General features: G+C 39.0%; 20 protein-coding genes, 1 pseudogene and 1 riboswitch. Of the genes and pseudogenes, 13 read left to right on the plus strand and 8 right to left on the minus strand.

What is annotated here, in order from left to right:
• Nucleotides 1–8: 8 nt before the first annotated feature.
• On the plus strand, nt 9–572 hold the full coding sequence (locus IGJ49_RS00770; RefSeq protein ID WP_349520739.1) for a Maf family protein: 564 nt from the start codon (nt 9–11) through the stop codon (nt 570–572).
• 174 nt (nt 573–746) lie between these two features.
• The gene (locus IGJ49_RS00775) at nt 747–1,691 is read left to right on the plus strand and encodes a tocopherol cyclase family protein (protein ID WP_010734396.1); all 945 of its coding nucleotides are present in this window, start codon (nt 747–749) and stop codon (nt 1,689–1,691) included.
• Between the two features lie 123 nt (nt 1,692–1,814).
• On the opposite strand, the gene msrB is transcribed toward IGJ49_RS00775, so the two are convergent.
• From msrB to IGJ49_RS00795, 4 genes and pseudogenes are all read right to left on the minus strand, one after another.
• Nucleotides 1,815–2,261, minus strand: a complete 447-nt coding sequence (gene msrB / locus IGJ49_RS00780; RefSeq protein ID WP_010734395.1) for a peptide-methionine (R)-S-oxide reductase MsrB — start codon at nt 2,259–2,261, stop codon at nt 1,815–1,817.
• A 629-nt stretch (nt 2,262–2,890) separates the two neighbouring features.
• On the minus strand, nt 2,891–3,604 hold the full coding sequence (gene treR / locus IGJ49_RS00785) for a trehalose operon repressor (RefSeq protein ID WP_010734394.1): 714 nt from the start codon (nt 3,602–3,604) through the stop codon (nt 2,891–2,893).
• A gap of 184 nt (nt 3,605–3,788) precedes the next feature.
• The gene (locus IGJ49_RS00790; protein ID WP_023518930.1) at nt 3,789–5,033 is read right to left on the minus strand and encodes an RNA-guided endonuclease InsQ/TnpB family protein; all 1,245 of its coding nucleotides are present in this window, start codon (nt 5,031–5,033) and stop codon (nt 3,789–3,791) included.
• A pseudogene (locus IGJ49_RS00795) lies at nt 5,014–5,325 on the minus strand (recombinase family protein); the annotation flags it as partial. The pseudogene IGJ49_RS00795 and the gene IGJ49_RS00790, both read right to left, overlap by 20 nt.
• Nucleotides 5,326–5,547: 222 nt before the next feature.
• On the opposite strand from IGJ49_RS00795, the gene treP reads away from it, so the two are divergent.
• From treP to IGJ49_RS00825, 6 genes are all read left to right on the plus strand, one after another.
• A complete protein-coding gene (gene treP / locus IGJ49_RS00800) occupies nt 5,548–7,527 on the plus strand; it encodes a PTS system trehalose-specific EIIBC component (protein WP_023518932.1) in 1,980 nt (659 codons plus the stop codon).
• A gap of 151 nt (nt 7,528–7,678) precedes the next feature.
• Nucleotides 7,679–8,281 carry a Holliday junction branch migration protein RuvA gene (gene ruvA / locus IGJ49_RS00805; RefSeq protein WP_010734391.1) on the plus strand — a complete coding sequence of 201 codons (603 nt, stop codon included), beginning with the start codon at nt 7,679–7,681 and terminating at the stop codon, nt 8,279–8,281.
• Nucleotides 8,282–8,293: 12 nt separating this feature from the next.
• On the plus strand, nt 8,294–9,295 hold the full coding sequence (ruvB, locus tag IGJ49_RS00810) for a Holliday junction branch migration DNA helicase RuvB (RefSeq protein ID WP_023518933.1): 1,002 nt from the start codon (nt 8,294–8,296) through the stop codon (nt 9,293–9,295).
• A gap of 36 nt (nt 9,296–9,331) precedes the next feature.
• A complete protein-coding gene (locus IGJ49_RS00815; RefSeq protein WP_010734389.1) occupies nt 9,332–9,946 on the plus strand; it encodes a TetR/AcrR family transcriptional regulator in 615 nt (204 codons plus the stop codon).
• 48 nt (nt 9,947–9,994) lie between these two features.
• Nucleotides 9,995–10,465 (plus strand): low molecular weight protein-tyrosine-phosphatase, encoded by a 471-nt coding sequence (locus tag IGJ49_RS00820; protein ID WP_010734388.1) that lies wholly within the window; start codon nt 9,995–9,997, stop codon nt 10,463–10,465.
• Nucleotides 10,466–10,596: 131 nt separating this feature from the next.
• Nucleotides 10,597–10,971 carry a hypothetical protein gene (locus IGJ49_RS00825; RefSeq protein ID WP_019724219.1) on the plus strand — a complete coding sequence of 125 codons (375 nt, stop codon included), beginning with the start codon at nt 10,597–10,599 and terminating at the stop codon, nt 10,969–10,971.
• A gap of 294 nt (nt 10,972–11,265) precedes the next feature.
• Here IGJ49_RS00825 and brnQ read toward each other — a convergent pair whose 3' ends face one another.
• From brnQ to IGJ49_RS00845, 4 genes are all read right to left on the minus strand, one after another.
• Nucleotides 11,266–12,630: a branched-chain amino acid transport system II carrier protein gene (gene brnQ, locus IGJ49_RS00830; RefSeq protein WP_023518935.1), complete on the minus strand. Its 1,365-nt coding sequence runs from the start codon at nt 12,628–12,630 to the stop codon at nt 11,266–11,268.
• Nucleotides 12,631–13,013: 383 nt separating this feature from the next.
• Entirely contained in the window at nt 13,014–13,754 is a 741-nt protein-coding gene (locus IGJ49_RS00835; protein WP_010734385.1) for an amino acid ABC transporter ATP-binding protein, read from the minus strand.
• A gap of 12 nt (nt 13,755–13,766) precedes the next feature.
• On the minus strand, nt 13,767–15,362 hold the full coding sequence (locus IGJ49_RS00840) for an ABC transporter permease subunit (protein WP_010734384.1): 1,596 nt from the start codon (nt 15,360–15,362) through the stop codon (nt 13,767–13,769).
• 212 nt (nt 15,363–15,574) lie between these two features.
• Nucleotides 15,575–15,749, minus strand: a riboswitch (Lysine riboswitch).
• Between the two features lie 269 nt (nt 15,750–16,018).
• Entirely contained in the window at nt 16,019–16,315 is a 297-nt protein-coding gene (locus tag IGJ49_RS00845; protein WP_010734383.1) for a hypothetical protein, read from the minus strand.
• A 176-nt stretch (nt 16,316–16,491) separates the two neighbouring features.
• Between IGJ49_RS00845 and IGJ49_RS00850 the strand changes: the two genes are divergently transcribed.
• From IGJ49_RS00850 to IGJ49_RS00870, 5 genes are all read left to right on the plus strand, one after another.
• Complete coding sequence (locus IGJ49_RS00850) at nt 16,492–17,208, plus strand: NAD-dependent protein deacylase (protein WP_438722180.1); 717 nt, start codon at nt 16,492–16,494, stop codon at nt 17,206–17,208.
• Nucleotides 17,205–18,041: a chorismate mutase gene (locus IGJ49_RS00855; protein ID WP_438722181.1), complete on the plus strand. Its 837-nt coding sequence runs from the start codon at nt 17,205–17,207 to the stop codon at nt 18,039–18,041. Before IGJ49_RS00850 ends, IGJ49_RS00855 begins: the two co-directional genes overlap by 4 nt.
• Nucleotides 18,042–18,045: 4 nt before the next feature.
• Nucleotides 18,046–18,573 carry a transcription repressor NadR gene (locus IGJ49_RS00860; RefSeq protein ID WP_010734380.1) on the plus strand — a complete coding sequence of 176 codons (528 nt, stop codon included), beginning with the start codon at nt 18,046–18,048 and terminating at the stop codon, nt 18,571–18,573.
• A 25-nt stretch (nt 18,574–18,598) separates the two neighbouring features.
• Nucleotides 18,599–20,158: a hypothetical protein gene (locus IGJ49_RS00865; RefSeq protein ID WP_438722182.1), complete on the plus strand. Its 1,560-nt coding sequence runs from the start codon at nt 18,599–18,601 to the stop codon at nt 20,156–20,158.
• Between the two features lie 64 nt (nt 20,159–20,222).
• Nucleotides 20,223–20,438, plus strand: a complete 216-nt coding sequence (locus tag IGJ49_RS00870) for a hypothetical protein (protein ID WP_153829970.1) — start codon at nt 20,223–20,225, stop codon at nt 20,436–20,438.
• Nucleotides 20,439–20,452 lie beyond the last annotated feature (14 nt).

Consider the following 20,452-nt stretch of genomic DNA (forward strand, 5'->3'; position numbering starts at 1 on the left):
AGTTTTTGATGAAAATAGTATTGGCTTCACAGTCGCCTAGAAGAAAAGAATTACTCGGAAGATTAGTGCCAGCATTTTCGATCCAACCGGCAGATATTGATGAAACGCCTAAGCTAAAAGAAGACCCAGTTGCTTATGTCCAACGAATGGCAGCAGAAAAAGCAGCTGCTGTACAAAATAATGAAGAAACGTTAGTCATTGCTAGTGATACTACCGTAGTTCTAGGAAACGAAATCCTTGGTAAACCGGAGGATGATGAAGAGGCAAAACGGATGTTACGCAAATTCAGTGGTACGACACACGACGTCTACACAGCCGTCGTAATAACTGATAGGACGCAAGAAGAGTGCATCCTTTCCCAAGCATCAGTCACTTTTTATGAATTGACCGATGAAGAGATCGAGCGCTATCTAGCAACTGGCGATCACCGTGATAAAGCTGGGGCGTACGGCATTCAAAGTTACGCAGGGGCTTTCGTAGAGTCGATTTCTGGCGATTACTATAGTATTGTCGGCTTTCCGATTGGCGCAGTCAATCAGGCGTTGAAAAAATGGCCAGATCTTTTGTCCTAAAATCGTGGACAACTGTATCTAGGTGAATAAAATCAAAAACACATGATCCGAGTAGCAAGAAACGGATCATGTGTTTTTTCTGGTTACATTAGTTCATGACCTAGAGTCAAGCGTATCTGCTAGAAGCTATAAAAAAACATGGTAAACTTAATCTAGTTGAAGGGAGTGGACGAAGTGATTACAACGGATAAGTTTTATCATGGTGAAACGAAAAAAGCGCCGTTCTTTGAAGGTTGGTATTTTAAGCATCAAATCGGCGATGAAGTCTACGCATTTATTCCGGGTTACTCCATTGGAGAACAAGGAGAAAAGTGCCCGTTTATCCAAGTGATCAATCATGAGTCTTCGGAAGTCTTTCATTTTGATCGTGAAGTCTTCATGGCAAGCGAAGATCGTTTATTTGTGAAAATCGGTGAGAATACATTTAGTGAGGAAGGAATCACACTAGCTTTACGTAGCCCCTCATTGACGATTGAAGGAACGATTTCTTATGGAGAGTTTACTCCGTTAAAAAGGAGTCGCTATGCCCCGAGTATCATGGGACCTTTCTCTTATTTATCTTTTATGGAATGCTATCACGGAATTTTAAGCATGAAGCATTCGTTAGAAGGAACGTTGAGTTGGAACGGTCAATTGATTGATTTTACAAATGGAATCGGATATTTAGAAAAGGACTGGGGAAGTTCCTTTCCCGCAACCTATTTATGGGTCCAATGCAATCAGTTTAGCGATTCGGATGCTCGCTTTTTCTTTTCCGCAGCAGAGATCCCGTTTTTAGGTTTTCGTTTTTTAGGAATCATTTCGATTTTGCAAGTCGGTGGGGAAGAATATCGCTTATCCACGTATGATGGAGCTAAAATTTCGGAGATTTTCCGTGAAGAGGAGCATCTGATCATTCGAATACAGCAAAAAAATATTGAACTAGAAATGCAAGTGTTAGCAAAAGAAGGGCATGCGTTGATGGCGCCACAACAAGGTCAAATGAGTCGGATCATCCGTGAAAAAGCGAGTACAGAGATGACCTTGATTGTCCGAGAAAACAAGCAAGAAATCTTTCATCAAAAGGGGAAGGCTGCTGGTTTTGAAGAAGTGGGCAATCTCCATGGGCACGAGTATTAAGGATCTTGATCATATAAAAGTTATAGCGCACCTTCAAAAATAAGCCTGAACCTCCAGAAATTAGAACAATTTCCGGAGGTTCAGGCTTATTTTTCGGAGCGATGTGATTTTATCACATTCGACTTATTCGACAATTGATTTATATTCACTGTAACCAGCAGCATCCATTTCTTCATAAGGGATAAACTTCAAGGCAGCAGAGTTGATGCAATAGCGTAAGCCACCTTTATCTGCGGGTCCATCATTAAAAACATGTCCAAGATGGGAGTCGGCTTCATTACTTCTTACTTCGACTCGGTGCATCCCGTGAGAAAAATCCGCTTTTTCTTTGACGTCTTTTCTGCTGATGGGTTGGCTGAAAGCTGGCCAGCCACAGCCTGCATCATATTTCTCTGCAGAACTGAAAAGCGGTTCGCCACTGACAATATCGACATAGATCCCTTTTTCATAAAAATCGTCGTATTCTCCAGTAAATGGACGTTCTGTGGCGTTTTCTTGTGTCACTGCATAAGAAATCGGAGATAATGTTTCTTTTAAGTCCTCTTTGTTTGTGTCGGTTGGTTTACTCATTGATACAGCCCCCTTTGTCTCCTAATCATACTGCCATCTGAAATAGAAGCAAACAATCTGCTTTAAGTAGGGAGGATAGCCTAGCAATTTAGCGGAAATTTAACGAACAGGTTTTACTTGCTACCTAATTACGTTGAGCTACTGGGCTTTTTCACAACCTTGATAAACGGTGTTCGAAAAGCTGACCTTCAACATTAAGCTAAAAAATTTGAAAAATATGAGAAGCTATTTTTCAATTTCCTATCTTACTGTTCAGGTCAGGACGCTTTTCTTACAACCTTGATAAACGGTGTTCGAAAAGCTGACCTTCAACATTAAGCTAAAAAATTTGAAAAATATGAGAAGCTATTTTTCAATTTCCTATCTTACTGTTCAGGTCAGGACGCTTTTCTTACAACCTTGATAAACGGTGTTCAAGAAGCAACACTTCGGTCACAAGCCAAAAAAATCAAAAATGAAACAGCCATTTTCGATTTTTTTGTCTTCTGCCTTAGTGTTAATCGCTTCTTTCACAACCTAGATAAACGGTGTTCGAAAGCCAACTCCTTCAATAGTAAGTCAAAACGTGAAAAAATATGAGAAGCTATTTTCTCACGTTCCGTCTTACTACTCGGAGCTGAACGGCTTTCTCACAACCTTCTTCTTCGTGCAAATTCCACGAACCGGAATTTGTCGAGGCGGTGGATCGATTCAGTGTATTCGAAGCATTCAGTATTTTCTAAATAAACGAGGCCACGGACAATTACGACATAAGGATCGTCATGGAGGTCCATCGACTCTGAAATACTGGCATCGATTGGTTCGACAGTGATTTCTTTTTGGGCATAGGCAATGGAGAGATCTAGCTCATTTTCAAAGTATTCATAAATCGAATTGGCTGCTTGTTCCTTGGTTAAAGTAGGTACGGTTTCTTTTAATAAATAATCCCGATCTAAAATCACGACTTCGCCATTGATTTTTCTTTGGCGGACTAAATGCCAGACAGGTGTATTGACTGCCCAGCCAGTTACTTTGTGTAATTCGTTGTCGACTACAGTTTCTTCAAGTGTTTTTACGATCGTTTCACTCGGGATATGTTGATTTTCTTGGAGTTCCTTATAACTTGTTAGTCCAGCAATCGGGAAATCAAAACGATTTCGGTCTAAAACGATCGATCCTTTTCCTTGTTTCTTTTGAATATATCCTTCTGTCGTCAATAGATTAAGTGCTTTACGAATTGTTTCCCGTGAAACACCATAAATTTTGATCAATTGATTTTCACTGGGTAGTAAAGTATGAGGAGGATACTCTTTGTCTAAGATTTTCTTTTCTAAGTCTAAAAAAATTTCATTGAATTTGTTCATCGTTCCTCTGCTACTCAAAATATAGACAAAAATACCTATATCGAGATTTCTCTACCACTCACGTAGGTAGAATTACTGTTTCACCGAACGCCGCCTCGTCACTTCGACACTACTACGGTTTGTCTCGTTCTCCACAGTCGTTGATTCCCGACTAAGCCATCGGTACATATACAAAGTTGCGTGCTTATGCAATCACATTGTATTCCTTCACATCTTTCAAATTCATGCTTGCGTTATAATCTCTATCTGCTACGTACCCACAGTTCTCACAACGATAGGTACGCTCTGATAGCTTTAAAGCTACTTTCTTATGCCCACATTCATGACATAATTTCGAGCTAGGATAGAATCGATCGGCCAGTCTTAACTCAATAGTAGAGACTTTACATTTGTCTGCTAATTTTTTACGAAAAGCATAGAAAGATTGCTCTCTCACAGCTTTTGAAAGATGCCGGTTTTTCATCATCCCCTTGACATTCAAATCTTCAATTGTGATATAAGCTGGTTTGGTTTTTACTAGCTCTAACACAATTTTATTCACTCTGTCCCTACGGATATCTGTCAACCGTTTATGAAGTTTTTGTACTTTCAAGACTTGTTTTTCAATATTTTTGCGAGTAGCTTCTCCTCTCTTTGATTGTTTTTCGTTGACACGCTTTTTTTCGCTTTCGTATTTCCTCGACAGCTTGCGTTGTTGTCGTTTTAATTGTTTTTCGATTTTACGAATTTTTCCTGATTTATTGATATTTTTATAGGTTTTCCCCGTGGAAAGAATCGCAAAATCTTTTAATCCTAAGTCGATACCCACGCCTTCGGTAGGAGTATCGTTCAGTACTTGAGCGGTACAGTCCTGTTCCACGATGACCGACAGGTAGTACCGGTTTGCTTGTTGGCTGATTGTGCCACTCTTTATGCTATGTTTGTCATCGTGTTTAGGAATATAGCCTTTTTCGTTCAGTTTTACCCAATTCAAAGAGGGAACTTTTATCCGATGACGCTCACAACGGATGATTGTCTTTTTATCGTTCTTCACGAAATACATCGATACATCTTGGTGCTTCTTCTTTTTAAATTTAGGAAAATTAGCTTTTCCTTGAAAAAAATTTCTAAAGGCTTTTTCTGTCTCCATAATCGCGTGTTTCGTTGACTTCGCATAAACAGCTTTGATCCACAGCTTGTCTGGATGGTTGGGAATGTAGTCGTTATTCAACCACTTTGAAAAATCTATACCTGAGACAAATTTCCCACCTGATTTATAGACTTCTTGGTTGTGGTAAATATAAAAGTTCTTTACAAAACGAGCAACACCAATGGTTCGATTAATGATTTTTTTTGTTCTTCTGTTGGAAGAATTTCTGTTTTGTACGCCACTAACATCTTTATCACCTTCAATCTCTTTATTATACTTATCTATCTTTAAATGTGACATAAATGGCGTCTACATTCTTCGCCATTACTTCGTCTAACAACAGATTCCATGTTTTACACTTGTAATTAAGACCACTGCCAATATCCACGATTACATCATCTAAAATTATGCCTTTTACATTTGCATATTTTCTCAAAAACTCAACTTGATTTTTCAAGTCATCTGTTTGTCCGACATTAGACACTCGAGCGTAAGCAATGTGCTTTTTGCCACTTGTATTATCGCCTTTGATGTAAGTTAAATAGTGATCTTCCGTGTAATATTTTCGATTTTTTGGTGTCCGATGTGCGTTTAACGTGCAATCGTTCGTTCTTCGCTTATAAACTATACTACAGCTATATGGAGATTTCAAACTGGACTTGGATAGAAGGAAGATGTTTCTACGACAAAGATAATAACGATTACAAGTTATTTATGTTTTTAGCATAAAACGCTTGCAATTTGTTGAGAAAAACATTATAGTGTGAGTACAAAGCAACTTGTATAAACAAGTCAAATGAAAGGGGTTTATGTTATGGGGAAATATCAAGCAGATGCCGAGAAGCTGTTAAAGGGAGTCGGCGGGAAAGAAAATATTGCTGCGGTCAGCCATTGTGCGACACGTATGCGCTTTGTTTTAAATGACCCTGCAAAAGCAAATGAAGCTGAGATCGAAGACATCGACAGTGTAAAAGGAATGTTTACCAATGCCGGTCAATTCCAAGTGATCATCGGAAATGATGTCTCAACATTTTATAACGACTTTGTTGCGGTATCAGGAGTTGAAGGCGTTTCAAAAGAACAAAGTAAAGCTGCTGCAAAACAGAATCTTAATCCGTTGCAACGAGCAATTGCAGTTCTAGCTGAAATCTTCACACCATTGATTCCAGCAATCATTGTTGGGGGATTGATTTTAGGGTTCCGTAACGTGTTGGAAGGCATTCAGTTCGAGAGTTTAGGTGGAACGATTGCAGAAAGTTCAACATTCTGGAATGGTGTGAATTCATTCTTATGGCTACCTGGGGAAGCGATTTTCCATTTCCTACCTGTAGGGATCACTTGGAGTATTGCAAAGAAAATGGGAACGACACAGATTTTAGGAATTGTTTTAGGGATTACTTTGGTTTCACCGCAATTATTAAATGCCTATAGTGTCGCTTCAACTGCCGCTGCAGATATCCCATTTTGGGACTTTGGCTTTGCACAAGTACAAATGATTGGTTACCAAGCGCAAGTCATTCCAGCGATGCTTGCCGGGTTCTTACTTGCCTATTTAGAGATTTTCTTCCGTAAGTATATCCCACAATCGATCTCAATGATTTTTGTCCCACTGTTTTCACTATTACCAACTGTTATCGCGGCTAATGTAGTGTTAGGTCCAGTCGGTTGGGCAATTGGTAACTGGATCTCATCAATCGTGAATACTGGCTTGACTTCATCGATCAGCTGGTTATTCAGTGCGTTATTTGGTTTCTTATATGCACCACTAGTTATTACAGGATTACACCATATGACAAATGCCATCGATATGCAGTTGATTGCTGACTTTGGTTCAACCAATTTATGGCCAATGATCGCATTGTCAAATATTGCGCAAGGATCTGCTGTACTTGCAATCATCTTCTTGCATCGTGGCAATAAAAAAGAAGAACAAGTTTCTATCCCAGCGATGATTTCTTGTTATCTAGGGGTAACGGAACCCGCAATGTTTGGGATCAACTTGAAATATGTGTATCCATTTGTAGCTGCAATGATCGGTTCTGGTGTAGCAGGAATGTTTGCGAACTTGATGGATGTTCGAGCAAATGCGATCGGTGTCGGTGGTTTGCCAGGAATCTTAGCAATCCAAGCACAAACGTGGTTACCATTCACGATTGCAATGATCATCGCAATCATCGTACCATTTGGTTTAACTGTAGTATTTAGACGTAAAGGGATCTTGAACAAATTAGATCCAGTCAATCCAGAAGAAGTAAGTGTATTACAAACTGCAGAAGGCGTATCTATTCCTACACAAAACTTTGAAGCCGCAGGAACAACTGCTGTAGCCACTGCCAATGAAGAGTTATTCGCCGTTGCAGACGGAAAAATCAAAGCAATTACAGAAGTGAATGATCCAGTTTTCTCACAAAAAATGATGGGTGAGGGCTATGCGATCGTTCCGGACAATCAAAAAATCTATTCGCCAGTAAATGGTAAAGTAACTAGTGTATTTGAAACAAAACATGCCATCGGTATTCTAAGTGAAACCGGTGTGGAAGTTCTTGTTCACATGGGACTTGATACTGTCGAATTAAAGGGTGCACCGTTCAATGTTCTTGTGAAAGAAGGCGATCAGGTCTCGCCAACGACACAACTAGCAGAGATGGATCTCAGTGCCGTTGAACAAGCAGGTAAACAAACAGATGTCTTAGTTGTTCTAACGAATACGGACAAAGTGGCTGATTTCTCATTAAGTAAATCAGGCCAAGTCCAACATGAAGAAATGATTGGTCAAGCGTCTATCAATCGCTAATACACAGAGAAAATATGCTACGAGTTTGGGTCTTTATCAAAGACCTAAGCTCGTAGTTCTGTTTTTGGGAACACTTTTTTTAAATCGCAAAGTATGCTACAATGGATAGAAATATGGGAACGTATGTGTGCGAAAGAAAGAGGAAATTTCAATGTATGAATATCTAAGAGGCATGGTGACTTTTATCAGTCCGTATTATATCGTTGTAGAAACGCAAGGGGTGGGCTATCAAATTGCGTTAGGTAACCCTTATCGCTATAGTAGTAAGTTAGATAAAGAAGTAAAAATCTATGTCCATCAAGTCATCCGTGAAGATGCACATTTACTATACGGTTTTGATTCACTCGAAGAGAAACAATTGTTTTTACGATTAGTCAGTGTTTCAGGGATCGGACCGAAAAGTGCATTAGCGATCATGGCGAGTGACGATCATTCTGGCTTGATCCAAGCGGTGGAAACTGGCGATGTCACTTACTTGACGAAGTTCCCAGGTGTAGGTAAAAAAACAGCACAACAAATGATCTTGGATCTAAAAGGCAAGTTTGGCGAGTTGAGTATCGATATGCCATTTTCTTTATTTGATGAAGCAACGGTTCAAGATGCAAGTGCCTTATCAGAGGCAATGGAAGCTCTATCTGCTCTTGGTTACAGTGAGCGTGAAATCAAACGTGTAGAGAAACAACTTAAAGAAATCGACAATCAAACAACGGATGAGTATTTAAGGCAAGCATTGAAATTGATGATGAAAAAGTAAGGAGGACGCTTGATGACAGATGAACATCTTCTTTCACCAGAACCTGGTGAGAATGAATTAAGTTTAGAAAAATCTTTGCGCCCTCAATTGCTTGCGCAATATATCGGTCAACATAAAGTAAAACAAGAATTGAGTATCTACATCGAAGCGGCATGTAATCGTGAAGAACCGCTAGACCACGTCTTGTTATACGGTCCTCCGGGATTGGGGAAAACAACGATGGCTATGGTCATCGCAAACGAGATGCAAGTCAATATCCGTACGACAAGTGGACCAGCCATTGAGCGACCAGGAGATCTGGTGGCAATTTTGAATGAACTAGAAGCAGGGGATGTCTTGTTTATTGATGAGATCCATCGCTTACCTCGCGTGGCAGAAGAAATGCTTTATTCGGCGATGGAAGATTTCTATGTAGATATCATGGTAGGGCAAGGGCCGACCGCTCACCCCGTTCATTTTCCGTTACCACCTTTCACGTTGATCGGTGCAACGACTCGAGCAGGGATGCTGTCTGCACCTTTACGTGACCGTTTTGGAATCATTGCTCACATGGAATACTATGAAGAAGAAGATTTAAGAGAAATCGTTTTACGATCTGCCGATATTTTTCAAACGGAGATCATCACCGAAGGGGCTTTAGAAATCGCACGACGTTCCCGTGGGACCCCGCGGATCGCTAATCGCTTGTTAAAACGAGTGCGTGATTTTGCCCAAGTACAAGGAGATGGCAAGATCGATCAGTTGATTGCTGACCGCGCATTGACACTCTTACAGGTCGATCAAGCGGGATTGGATTATGTCGATCAGAAATTGCTACGTACGATGATCGAGCTGTATGGTGGGGGTCCAGTAGGTCTAAGCACTTTATCCGTTAATATTGGAGAAGAGCGAGAAACAGTCGAAGATATGTATGAACCTTTTTTGATCCAAAAAGGCTTTTTGAAACGGACTCCTCGTGGGCGGATCGCTACCGCCTATGCGTATGAACACTTTGGCTATGACTACCAAGTGTGATCACTCTTTTCTATTGAAAGAGCAAATAGTAGAATAATGATTGAAGAGATGGGAGGGATCATTGTGGGAGACGCTTCACATACGAAACAAATGATCAAAAAAGTCTTGGTGTCGCTTTGCGAAACACAGCCTTTTCGCAAAATCAGTGTGCAACAGATCGCACACGAAGCAGGCATCAACCGACAAACATTTTATTATCATTTCACCGATAAGTATGATTTATTGCGTTGGGTGTACTATGAAGATTCATTGCATTACCTAAAAACAGAATCGCTTTCTCTCGACAATTGGGAAGAGCAAGCATTGCTGATGTTAAAAGCCATTGCCGAAAATAAACAGTTCTATTCAAGTACCGTTAGTTCAGAACAGGAGATTCTGCAAAAGCAATTTTCTGCGTTGATCCAACCCTCATTTATTAAAATATTTGAGCAAATGGATGAAGAAAAACAACTAACTTCCAAAGATAAATTATTTTATGCTCGTTTTTTCTCTTATGGCTGTAGTGGAGTCTTAGTCAATTGGATCACACAAGGTTATACAGAAACACCCTTAGAAGTTGCAATGCAGTTCTTTCGTTTAGCCAAAGATACTGAATTGTATTCGTATCGGTTGTACGCATTGGAAGAAGAACAGGAAATAAAAGACGAATGACCTTTTTTCATTGATTCCAAAAATAGGAATACAAAAGGAGAGAATGCTATGACGAAAGTATTATTTGTTTGTTTAGGAAACATTTGTCGTTCACCTATGGCAGAAGGGTTATTAAAAAAGAAAGTAGCAGAACAGGATCTGTTGGATTCCTTCGTCATTGATTCGGCTGCAACAAGTACCTATGAGGTAGGTAGTGCTCCTCATCCAGGTACACAAGCGATCTTGGCAAAAGAACATGTTGATACGCAAGAAATGATTGCTCGCCAAATACGTCAAGAAGACTTCCAAAAATTTGATTGGATCATCGGTATGGATCAGTCAAATGTGGCTGACTTAAAGCAACTTGCGCCGATTGAAGCGCAAGAGAAAATCCAACTATTTTTGAGTCCAGTCATTGGCAAAAAAGCACAAAATGTACCTGATCCATATTACACGAATAACTTTGAAGAAACCTATCGATTGATCAATGAAGGCTTAGAAAAATGGCTTGAATTATGGATGGAAAACGACTTAAAATAACACATGTGTTGTTTTACGGTTTTAGGTAAAAGTTGGTATAAAATAAACTATATTCTTGTTTTTTTAAGAAAAATTGGATAAAATAGGAGTAATTAAGTAACATATTCTTAGCTAGGGGAGGGGTACATTCAATGGATGAAGAAACAGTATCACCAATGAAGAAACTGACAAAGTTAGTGACTAATACTTCGTTTCAACTTTTTGATTCATTTGTGAATGACACAGAAGAAAAAGCTGAGAATGTACGGTTACAAGGGGAGTTCATTCTCGAACTCCAGAAAGCTGCAGCTCAGAATAGTTTAGTGATTCTACAAGTGCGCGAGAATCCACTAAGCAATAAGTACGAAACCTTTTCCGGTTGGGTGGCAACGAAAACAGTTGAGCATGACCGAGTGATGATTCGCTTGCAAAACCAAGAGCAACAAATCCGAATCGTCCCAATTGAACAAATCGAAAAAATCACTAGTCTTTCACCTACGGGAGACCAAGAGCGATTATCTAAATAAGAATAAAAGCTATGAAAAAGTAGATTGCTTTTTCATAGCTTTTTTATATGTTTTTCTTACTAAAGAGAGAATCTAAAGATTCTCAAAGAACTTGATTTGTTGGATCGGTATGAATAAAAAAAAGGACCTGCTAGCCGGGGAGCTAGCAGGAAAGGAGTTAAAAATGAAAAAGTGTTGTTAGGGTTGTTTGTTGGTATACTTATATATTAAAGGTGAGTTGTGAATATTTTGTGACGAAAGTTTACCAAAGTTGTTAATTTTTTTATACAAAAAGTTAAACATCTCTTTTTTTTGTTAGCTAACAATCAAGTCAGACTTTTCTTCATTTTTAAAGAAACTCCAGAGTAATCCGATGATAAAGCCAATCAATGCTGGTGTGATCCAGCCCATTCCCAATGAGAAGAATGGGAGATAGGAATCAGCGAATATTAAAATTCCTTTGACGAAACTTGTTTGCTTAATTGAATCAGGACAAGCATTCAGTCCATCCACGATGGAAGCGAGTAATGTGAAATATGTGGTCATTCGATAAACAGAAGTACGTTGTTTAAATAATGGGCCAAACAATACAAGTAAGATCAAGGTCATTGCCAATGGATAAATAAACATCAAGACCGGTAAAGAGATCTGAATAATATTCGTTAAGCCCACGTTTGCAACTAAACATGCTAATAAACTTGTTCCGGTTACAAAGAATAGATAGCTTCTTTTAGGAAACAATTCAGTGAATGTTTCTGCGAATGCAGTAATCAGTCCGATACCTGTTTTTAAACAAGCAAGAATCACGATAAAGGCTAATAGGATACTCCCGTAAGTTCCTAAATAGTGATCAGCAATTTGTGCCAAGGCGATACCACCATTCGCACTCATTGGGAATGTTCCTAGACTCATTGTTCCTGCATAAGAAAGTAGGGTATAGATGATCCCCATCAAAACGATGCTGATCGCGCCTGATTTGATCGTATCTCTTGCAATATCAGAAGGCTTTGTGACACCCATGCCACGAATCGTCGTGACGATAATGATCCCAAAAGCTAAGGCAGCTAACGCATCCAACGTGTTGTATCCTTGTGTAAAACCAGTGAAGAATGCTTGGTTTTGGTAGTGAGGTTGGACAGGCGCATCCGATACTGAGCCAAGTGGGTTGATAAAAGCAAGTAATAACAAGATACCTAGTAATACTAAAAATGCGGGATTCAAAAATTTACCAACATAATCCAAGATTTTAGTTGGACGTTTGGATAACCACCAAGCAGCTAAAAAGAATAAGAAACTAAAAATAGCTAAAAATAATGTTTGATTTTCTGCTGGAATAAAAGGTGCTAAGCCAATTTCAAAAGAAGTAGTTGCCAAACGTGGTAAGGCAAAAAATGGACCAATGACTAAATAAAGTAAGACAGTAAAAATAAGTGCATAAGTTTTATTGATTCGTTGTGCTAATTCGTAGACACCAGAGGTCTTTGAAACACCGATCGCAATGACACCTAAGAATGGTAAACCGATCCCTGTAACTAAAAAGCCAAGATTTGCCCAGAAGATATCCGCACCAGCTTCTTGCCCCATATGGACAGGAAATATAAGATTACCAGCTCCAAAAAATAGGCCAAATAGCATGGAACCGATGAATAGATTTTCTTTGAATGATAATTTTTTTGACATAGAAAACTCCTTTACTTTTTTGTATTTTGTTAAAAGTAACAAATTATGTGATGAATTGCAACAATTTTCTGAAAATTATCGAATTCTCTAGAATGATGCTACACATTGACGAAACGACTGCTAACCCAGTGAGAGGAATAAGTAGCGTGTTTTCACTGCCTCGAAAAAATGTTAGTCAAAAGATCACTCCAATATCTGAATCTTCTTAATTTGAAGAGGTTTCTCACAACCACATGTTACGTGAGGTTGCGCAAAAGTTCAACTGATAAAGCGATCGGAACAAAAAACAATAAATAAAAAGAAGAACCGCAACTTTTTGAGTAGGATGACCTTGCTCAATCAAGTTGCGGTAGTTTGAATACTAAGGGTGATTTGATACTTTATTAGTTATTCAAAATGCGTGACAAGAACTCTTTCGTACGTGTTTCTTTTGGATGAACGAAGATATCTTCAGGACTTCCTTCTTCCGCGATCACACCTTTATCCATGAAGATCACTCGGTCAGATACCTCTTTCGCAAATTCCATTTCATGGGTTACGATGATCATTGTCAGTCCAGTATGGGCTAGATCTTTGATCGTATTCAATACTTCACCGACCATTTCAGGATCAAGGGCAGAAGTTGGCTCATCGAAGAGCATCACATCAGGGTTCATTGATAGAGCACGAGCGATAGCGACCCGTTGTTTTTGACCACCGGATAGTTGAGAAGGACGAGCTTCGATGTATTGTCTCATACCGACTTTTTCTAAGTTTTCGATTGCCACTTTACGGGCATGCTCTTTCTCTCTTTTTAAGACAGTGGTTTGTCCAGAAATACAATTTTCTAAAACATTCATATTATTGAAAAGATTGAAAGATTGGAAAACCATACCGACATTTGTCCGATACTTTGGTAAATTATATTTTGGTGCTAAGACGTTTTCGTTGTTGTAAATGATCTCGCCGCCTGATGGTTTTTCTAGTAAATTGATACAACGTAAGAATGTTGATTTACCTGAACCAGAGGAACCGATGATGGTCACGACTTCCCCTTTATTGACGGTCATGCTAATATCTTTCAGCACTTCATTGTCGCCGAATTTTTTACTTAAATGATTGATTTCGATGATATTCTCACTCATAGGACTGCCTCCTTATTCCTGTAGGTTCGCGTTGTTGACTTCTTCAATTTTTGTATACGCAGTAGGTCCGTCGATTTTCTTCTCAATCACACGTAGGATTCTTGTGATCGTGAAGGTCATGATCAAGTAGATGATCCCAACGATCGTGAATGTTTGGAAGAATTGGAAGTTGGCACCAGAGGCAGAGTTTCCTTGGAAGAATAGATCTGCTACACCAATGACACTTAATACGGCGGTGTCTTTGATATTGATGACAAACTCATTTCCAGTAGCCGGCAAAATATTTCTCAATACTTGCGGAATCACTACTTTACGCATCGTTTGACTGTGGGTCATGCCGATTGCTTGGGCTGCTTCAAATTGTCCGCCATCTACTGCAAAAATCCCACCACGTACAATCTCAGTCATATACGCACCGGTGTTGATCGAAACGATGAACAACGCAGCAATCGTGCGATCCAGAGAAATACCAAAGGCTAGAGCCAAACCATAGAAGATGACCATGGCTTGAACCATCATTGGTGTACCACGGAAGACTTCGATATAAACAGATAATAAGAAATTAGCTACTTTTTGGAAGAAGCGTGTCACTTTATTATCAGATTCTGGAATTGAGCGAAAGACGCCAATCAATAAACCCAATGTTGTTCCTACAACTGTACCGATCAATGCGATAAATAGTGTCAAACCAGCTCCGCGTAAGAACATGTTGCCATATTGATCCCAAATCGTCTTGAAATCATGGAGCAAGCCAGTTTCTTCTGCATCTCCATCCGTTGACGCAGGTTGGTCTTCAATGGCTTGGTCCATGATAGCAATACGATCATCATGAGAAATGCCGCTTAATATTTGGTTGACTTGTTGAAGATCAGGATCACCTTTACGCATCCCTACAGCAATCTGGACATCTTCGGGATTTGTTTGAAAGCCATTTGCTTCATCTAGTTCGAGCATTTTCAAGGCTGGGTTGACGCTTGTGGCGGTTACCCCTTCTGGACGTTCACTAACATAACCGTCAATCATGCCAGAAGCTAGTGCTGTTCGCATGGCTGAAAAGTTATCCATTGCTTGTTGCTTGTCCACTCCTGGGATCTGATCGATCACGTTATAGTGGAATGTATTCAATTGTGCAGTGATTTTTGCGCCAGAAAGATCTTCTAAGCTAGTCGCATTCGCAAACTTACCATCTTTTTGTACGACAATCACAAGTTCTGATTCATAGTATGGATCAGTAAAGTCGATTTCTTTTTGGCGTTCTGCCGTCGGACTCATGCCGGCAATGATTGCATCGATCTTTCCAGATTGAAGGGCAGGCGGTAAACCGTCCCATTTCGTTTGGACAATGACTAGTTCTTTTCCTAAACCTTCAGCTACCTTTTTGGCAATTTGTACATCATATCCGCCAGCAAAGCTGTTTTGTCCTTGAATTGGATAGGCATTGTTTGCATCTGTTTGTTGAGACCAGTTAAAGGGCGCATAACCAGCTTCCATTCCGACACGAAATTGATCGCTCGGTGTTTTATCATCTGCATGAGCCAAAGTGGTCAAGCTAAAGATCGATAGAATAAACGTAAAAATTAGAGTGAGTGTAACTGAATTTTTTTTCATCTGTCTTCTCCTTTTTGTTTGTTCACGTACGTGGTCCTTCAGGCATATACTGATAAGACCAACGTTCGCTCAGCTTCTTTGGCTGATAACCAAAGCGCCTTGACACGAGTGGTCGAATACATGCATTGCAGTTGCTTATCAAGGAGAAATAAAAAACGACCGCTTTGTAGGTACAAAAGGGCCGCTAAATTTCACAGAGTGATAAACCTCTCACAAAACATAGCGCAACTTAGCATCACTGCTAAGACAGTCCGTAAGCTGTTAACTTACGTCCCAACATACTTTTTAAGCAAAAAAAAGTACATTTCGGCGATCCTCCCTAGCCCTGCTTCCACATGTTTGCTTCACTCCACAGGTTTAATGATTCTCGCGACCTCTACCTCATTGATTGAGGCATCTCGTATTCAGTTATTTATACAAAAAATAGTCTACGATAGAGTAGCCACTTTGTCAATGAGAAACTACATTTTTGCAGAAAAAAGTTGATAAATAAAGAAATATCCTGTTTATTTAATTTCTTTCATGAAAAAAGGAAAAGAGAATGTTTTCAAAAAAAGAATAATTATACATTTTATGCAACACTTAAATGATAGTAAAATAACGAAAAACAGACTGCAAAATCACGCAGTCTGTTTCCTTTTTTATCTAAAAGTATTTTAAGCTGTAGCTTTCTTAGGTTCACGACCAAGAATGGCTTGTAAAATAACTGTTACCCCATAAATAGCTAAAACGAGATAGATCAAACTAGAGTATTGTGTGATCCCCCAGCCCCATGTGCGATAAACAACTAATGTAATTGCTAGAACAATTGCTGCCAATACATTGAAAAAGGCAAACGCCCATAGATTTCCATTTTCTTTACGTACTAGATAGAAGATAGAGAAATAAATACTTAATGCTAACCAAGCGATACATGCTAAAATAACGCCCCAATAAATTAAGAATGCAACCATATTGATTCACCTCATTTCATACTCAAAATATACAGATCATTGGTATTGTAGCACGTTTTCATTGTTTTGTCAGTGATGTTTGTGAGTATTTTCTCAAAAAAAATCTCTGAATTTTCATTCGATTGAGGGTATGTTTCATTTTATTTCGATTATAATAGAAGAGAGGTGAGTGATAAATGTTGGAACAAACAATTGAAGAAGCAGCGACAGCGATAATTGAAAGTCAAAAACTGACCTTTCTAACAGGGGCAGGTGTGTCCACACCTTCTGGAATACCCGATTATCGTTCACTAACAGGTGTTTACCAAGGGATGGATCGTCCAGAATATTTGTTGAGTCATCAAGCGATGGATGAAGAACCACAAAAATTTTATTCGTTTCTCAAACATCTTTATCATCCCGAAGCACGCCCGAATATCATCCATCGAGAAATCGTAGAGTTGGCTAAAGAAAAAGAGGTATGGGTCGTTTCGCAAAATATCGATAGGTTACATGAAAAAGCTGGAAGTAAAAAACTAGTTAATTTTCATGGGAATCTGTATCATTGTTATTGTCGAAACTGCCATCAACCTGTTGACTGGCAAGATTATCTGACCAGTGACAAGCATCAACTGTGTGGTGGCCAGATCCGCCCAGATATTGTGTTATATGGAGAAGGGTTCCAGGATGAAGTATTAGAGCAAGCAGCTTTTGCTGTCAGTCAGGCCGACTTGATTGTGATTGTAGGGACAAGTTTCCAAGTCCATCCTTTTTGTGATTTGATCCAGTTTCGCTCACCACAAGCGAAGCTATTAGTCATCAATCAGACCCCTGTCTATCTATCAGAGGCGTACCGATTTGTCCAAACAGATGGAACGAAGGTGTTCAAAAAAGTACAGGAGAGTGTAAAATGACAGCTAAAACAGAAAAAGAAAAAATGATCGCCGGTGAACTTTATTTTGCGGGTGATCCAGAATTATCAGCCGATAGAAAATTTGCTCGAAGTCAAAGCCAGATCATCAACCAAGCGGAAACAAGTGAACTTCGCAGTCAATTACTTAAAGAGACATTTGGTGCTACCGGTGAGAAGATTTATATGGAACCAACGATCAATTTTGATTACGGCTGTAATATTTACGTAGGTGAGAATTTTTATGCGAACTTTAATTGTACATTCTTAGATGCCAGTACGATCAAAATTGGTGATAACTGCATGTTTGCCCCTAATGTTCAGCTTTATACTGCCACACATCCACTACATCCAGTGAAGCGAAATAGTGGGTTAGAATTTGCTAAACCAATCGAAATCGGCAATAATGTGTGGCTAGGTGGTGGAGTGATCATCACTCCTGGAGTGACTTTAGGAGACAATGTCGTGGTCGGGGCGGGAGCAGTCGTGACCAAATCGTTCCCAGATAATGTAGTGATCGCAGGGAATCCGGCACGGATCATCAAACGCATCGATGAACCAATGCCTGAAGAGTCATTGGAAGAGTTGAGACAATCGATTGATCAAATCGATCACCAATTAGTAGAACTACTTGAAAAAAGAATGGCTACCGTCACGAAGATCGGTGATGTCAAACGAGCAACTAACCAAGCGGTTTACGATGGAAAAAGAGAACAACAAGTGTTGGATAAAGTTGCCAGTTGGTTGAAAACACCAGAATACAGTGAGACGATCTTAGCTACTTATGCAGATATCATGAAGCACTCACGAAACTATCAAAAGAAACGAATGGAGTAGATAAATGATTGAAGGAGAAACTCGCCGAAAAGAAATTATTGAAACGCTAGTTGATGCAGAGAAACCTGTCAGTGCCAGTAAGTTTGCTACTCGTTTTGGTGTCAGCCGCCAAATCATTGTAGGAGACATTGCGTTGCTACGAGCGGCAGGAGAAGCGATCGTGGCGACGGCCAGAGGATATCTTTTGGAAGATGAACAAGACAAAAATGGGTTCATCAGTAAAATTGCGGTACAACATCAGAGAGAACAAACAGAGGAAGAACTGCAGTTGATCGTTGCTCATGGTGGCGAGATACTAGACGTCATCGTTGAGCATCCCTTGTACGGCGAACTGACAGGAATGCTTCATATCAAGACAGCAGAAGATATTCGTTCATTTATGAAACGTTATCGGAAAAGTCAGGCTTCGTTATTGTCTGAATTAACGGATGGGATCCATCTGCATACGATCCGTTACTCACATAAGGAAGTATTGCAACAAATCAAACAAGGCTTGGCAGAAGCAGGCATCTTGTTCGAAGGGAATCAATAATTTACTTTATGAGATTGAGATAGGAGTGTTTTTACTTCTATCTCAATCTCATTTTTTCTTTATTTATAAAATAATTGATTTATGCTATGGCAAAACTTTAACTATAATGAACAGAAATGCTACAAATACTTTTATTGAAAGAGGGAGAAAAATGCTTCGAGGAACAAATCAAAAAATAATTCTTTGCTTTGGAGCAGCTGAAAGCACTTTGGAACAACAGTTGAATTATAGAGAACTCAGGAAAAAAACAAATCCATATGACCCATTGGTTTATATGGAAGAGTTAGTCGACTATCTCATTCAACAACCTTTTGAGAATTTCTCTCTTCAACCCAAAGAGTTGATTGACCAAATAAAAGCAGGCAGCAAATACCCACTCTGGGAAGATATTCAAGCCATCATGATGGAGGACCCAAGGTTTCAATTGCACAGGATCTACTCGGAGCCGTTTCTTGAAGAGTATCAACAATACAAGGAAACAGGACAATTTGCCAATCATTCAATGAGAGATACTTTGATTTACAGTATACGAATGCAACTGTTAAAAAAAACAGAATTATTGATGCTTGAAGTTGCGAAAAAGCGAAGTGATCTTGCGATTTGGATACCTTTGGATTCTTATGGAGAGAATTTTGTTTCGACGATCAGAGGGGAGCAAAACGAGTATGCCGATTTTACTTTGCGTAGTTTATATCATGAAAAAGACAACCTAAAAGCTTCAATTGTCTTTTGGGAGAATGGACAAGTCGTTGCAGCTCCTTGGGAAAGAAATGCTAGATTATGGAGAAATTGTGTGGAAAATGATTTGAGAAAATCAGCGGCTATTTTCCCGTCAGAGAGACATCTTCTAATCTACGGATTATGGGTAGCACGTATCCACTTTAAATATGAAGATCAAGTTTTGTTAAAGCATTTCCAATATAAGGACACAAATGATGTTAATATCGATAAGTATAATGATATTTTAATGAACAGTACTTTTGAATATATAAAACATTGTCCTACAGAAAAAAGTAGAGAAGAATTTTTTAGTCATTGGATTGATTACCTCCCCGAAAAGGAACGCTATTTACCATTGTGGGAAAAATATTATCATATCACACAAACGATTGAAAAATTTCAATTGAAAAACATCTTTAAAGAGGTCATTTCAGAAGACTATACACAATTTGATCGTCCAGAGATCAAGCAACACTTCATAAAAAAAGGCTGTAAAATAGGGCTAGAACTTACTTTGTTGTCTCAACATGTAACAGTAGTCTTTCTATTAGACGAACTTTGTGATTTAAGAGTAGTAAAAAAAGTCCCCGGTATTACTGGAAGTGAACTTCGATATATATATCGAAACTGGGAGCGGTTCAAGCAGCGAGTCGTTTTTATTGAAAAGAAAAAATTTGTTTCTCCACCTTGGGAGTCTGATCCGGAGTTTTGGGCGACCTATCAGCCTAAGTCAAAGAGCCTGGCACAACCAGAAGTGTCTATGCTTACTGAGAAAAAAGAATTTAAACAATTGAAAACATATGCAAAGACGAACAGTCAATCACAAAGCAAGCAAACGTTACGTGTCAAGGAGCGTTTGCGCTGACTGAGAAAAAAATACGTATTTGAAAACGAAAGAGTAAAAAATAATAATTATATGGAGGTCAACGATGTTAAATCAAACAACAACTGACTTAACGAATGACTTTAGAAAAAAGTTGGATTTATTAGCTTTGTCTTTATCACTACAAGAAAATATCAATCATTTTGGTTTAAATAAAGATTATCAATTATTATTCTCAACGTATATCCAAATGATTCATGACGATCAAGACGAATTTTTTATAAAAAAAAAAGCCAAAAAGAAAATATCATTGAATCGCTAAAACGGACCAAAGAT

It is taken from the genome of Enterococcus sp. AZ171 (assembly GCF_051714005.1).
Taxonomy (GTDB): Bacteria; Bacillota; Bacilli; order Lactobacillales; family Enterococcaceae; genus Enterococcus_B; species Enterococcus_B pernyi.

Excerpts from the sequence above, each read along its gene's own strand:
- IGJ49_RS00845 (WP_010734383.1), bottom strand. The coding sequence starts at position 16,315 with ATGGTTGCATTCTTAATTTATTGGGGCGTTATTTTAGCATGTATCGCT.
- IGJ49_RS00850 (WP_438722180.1), top strand. The coding sequence starts at position 16,492 with ATGTTGGAACAAACAATTGAAGAAGCAGCGACAGCGATAATTGAAAGT.
- IGJ49_RS00870 (WP_153829970.1), top strand. The coding sequence starts at position 20,223 with ATGTTAAATCAAACAACAACTGACTTAACGAATGACTTTAGAAAAAAG.
- ruvB (WP_023518933.1), top strand. The coding sequence starts at position 8,294 with ATGACAGATGAACATCTTCTTTCACCAGAACCTGGTGAGAATGAATTA.
- IGJ49_RS00770 (WP_349520739.1), top strand. The coding sequence starts at position 9 with ATGAAAATAGTATTGGCTTCACAGTCGCCTAGAAGAAAAGAATTACTC.
- IGJ49_RS00825 (WP_019724219.1), top strand. The coding sequence starts at position 10,597 with ATGGATGAAGAAACAGTATCACCAATGAAGAAACTGACAAAGTTAGTG.
- IGJ49_RS00855 (WP_438722181.1), top strand. The coding sequence starts at position 17,205 with ATGACAGCTAAAACAGAAAAAGAAAAAATGATCGCCGGTGAACTTTAT.
- IGJ49_RS00790 (WP_023518930.1), bottom strand. The coding sequence starts at position 5,033 with ATGTCACATTTAAAGATAGATAAGTATAATAAAGAGATTGAAGGTGAT.
- IGJ49_RS00815 (WP_010734389.1), top strand. The coding sequence starts at position 9,332 with ATGATTGAAGAGATGGGAGGGATCATTGTGGGAGACGCTTCACATACG.
- msrB (WP_010734395.1), bottom strand. The coding sequence starts at position 2,261 with ATGAGTAAACCAACCGACACAAACAAAGAGGACTTAAAAGAAACATTA.
- IGJ49_RS00860 (WP_010734380.1), top strand. The coding sequence starts at position 18,046 with ATGATTGAAGGAGAAACTCGCCGAAAAGAAATTATTGAAACGCTAGTT.
- treP (WP_023518932.1), top strand. The coding sequence starts at position 5,548 with ATGGGGAAATATCAAGCAGATGCCGAGAAGCTGTTAAAGGGAGTCGGC.
- treR (WP_010734394.1), bottom strand. The coding sequence starts at position 3,604 with ATGAACAAATTCAATGAAATTTTTTTAGACTTAGAAAAGAAAATCTTA.
- IGJ49_RS00835 (WP_010734385.1), bottom strand. The coding sequence starts at position 13,754 with ATGAGTGAGAATATCATCGAAATCAATCATTTAAGTAAAAAATTCGGC.
- IGJ49_RS00840 (WP_010734384.1), bottom strand. The coding sequence starts at position 15,362 with ATGAAAAAAAATTCAGTTACACTCACTCTAATTTTTACGTTTATTCTA.
- ruvA (WP_010734391.1), top strand. The coding sequence starts at position 7,679 with ATGTATGAATATCTAAGAGGCATGGTGACTTTTATCAGTCCGTATTAT.
- brnQ (WP_023518935.1), bottom strand. The coding sequence starts at position 12,630 with ATGTCAAAAAAATTATCATTCAAAGAAAATCTATTCATCGGTTCCATG.
- IGJ49_RS00820 (WP_010734388.1), top strand. The coding sequence starts at position 9,995 with ATGACGAAAGTATTATTTGTTTGTTTAGGAAACATTTGTCGTTCACCT.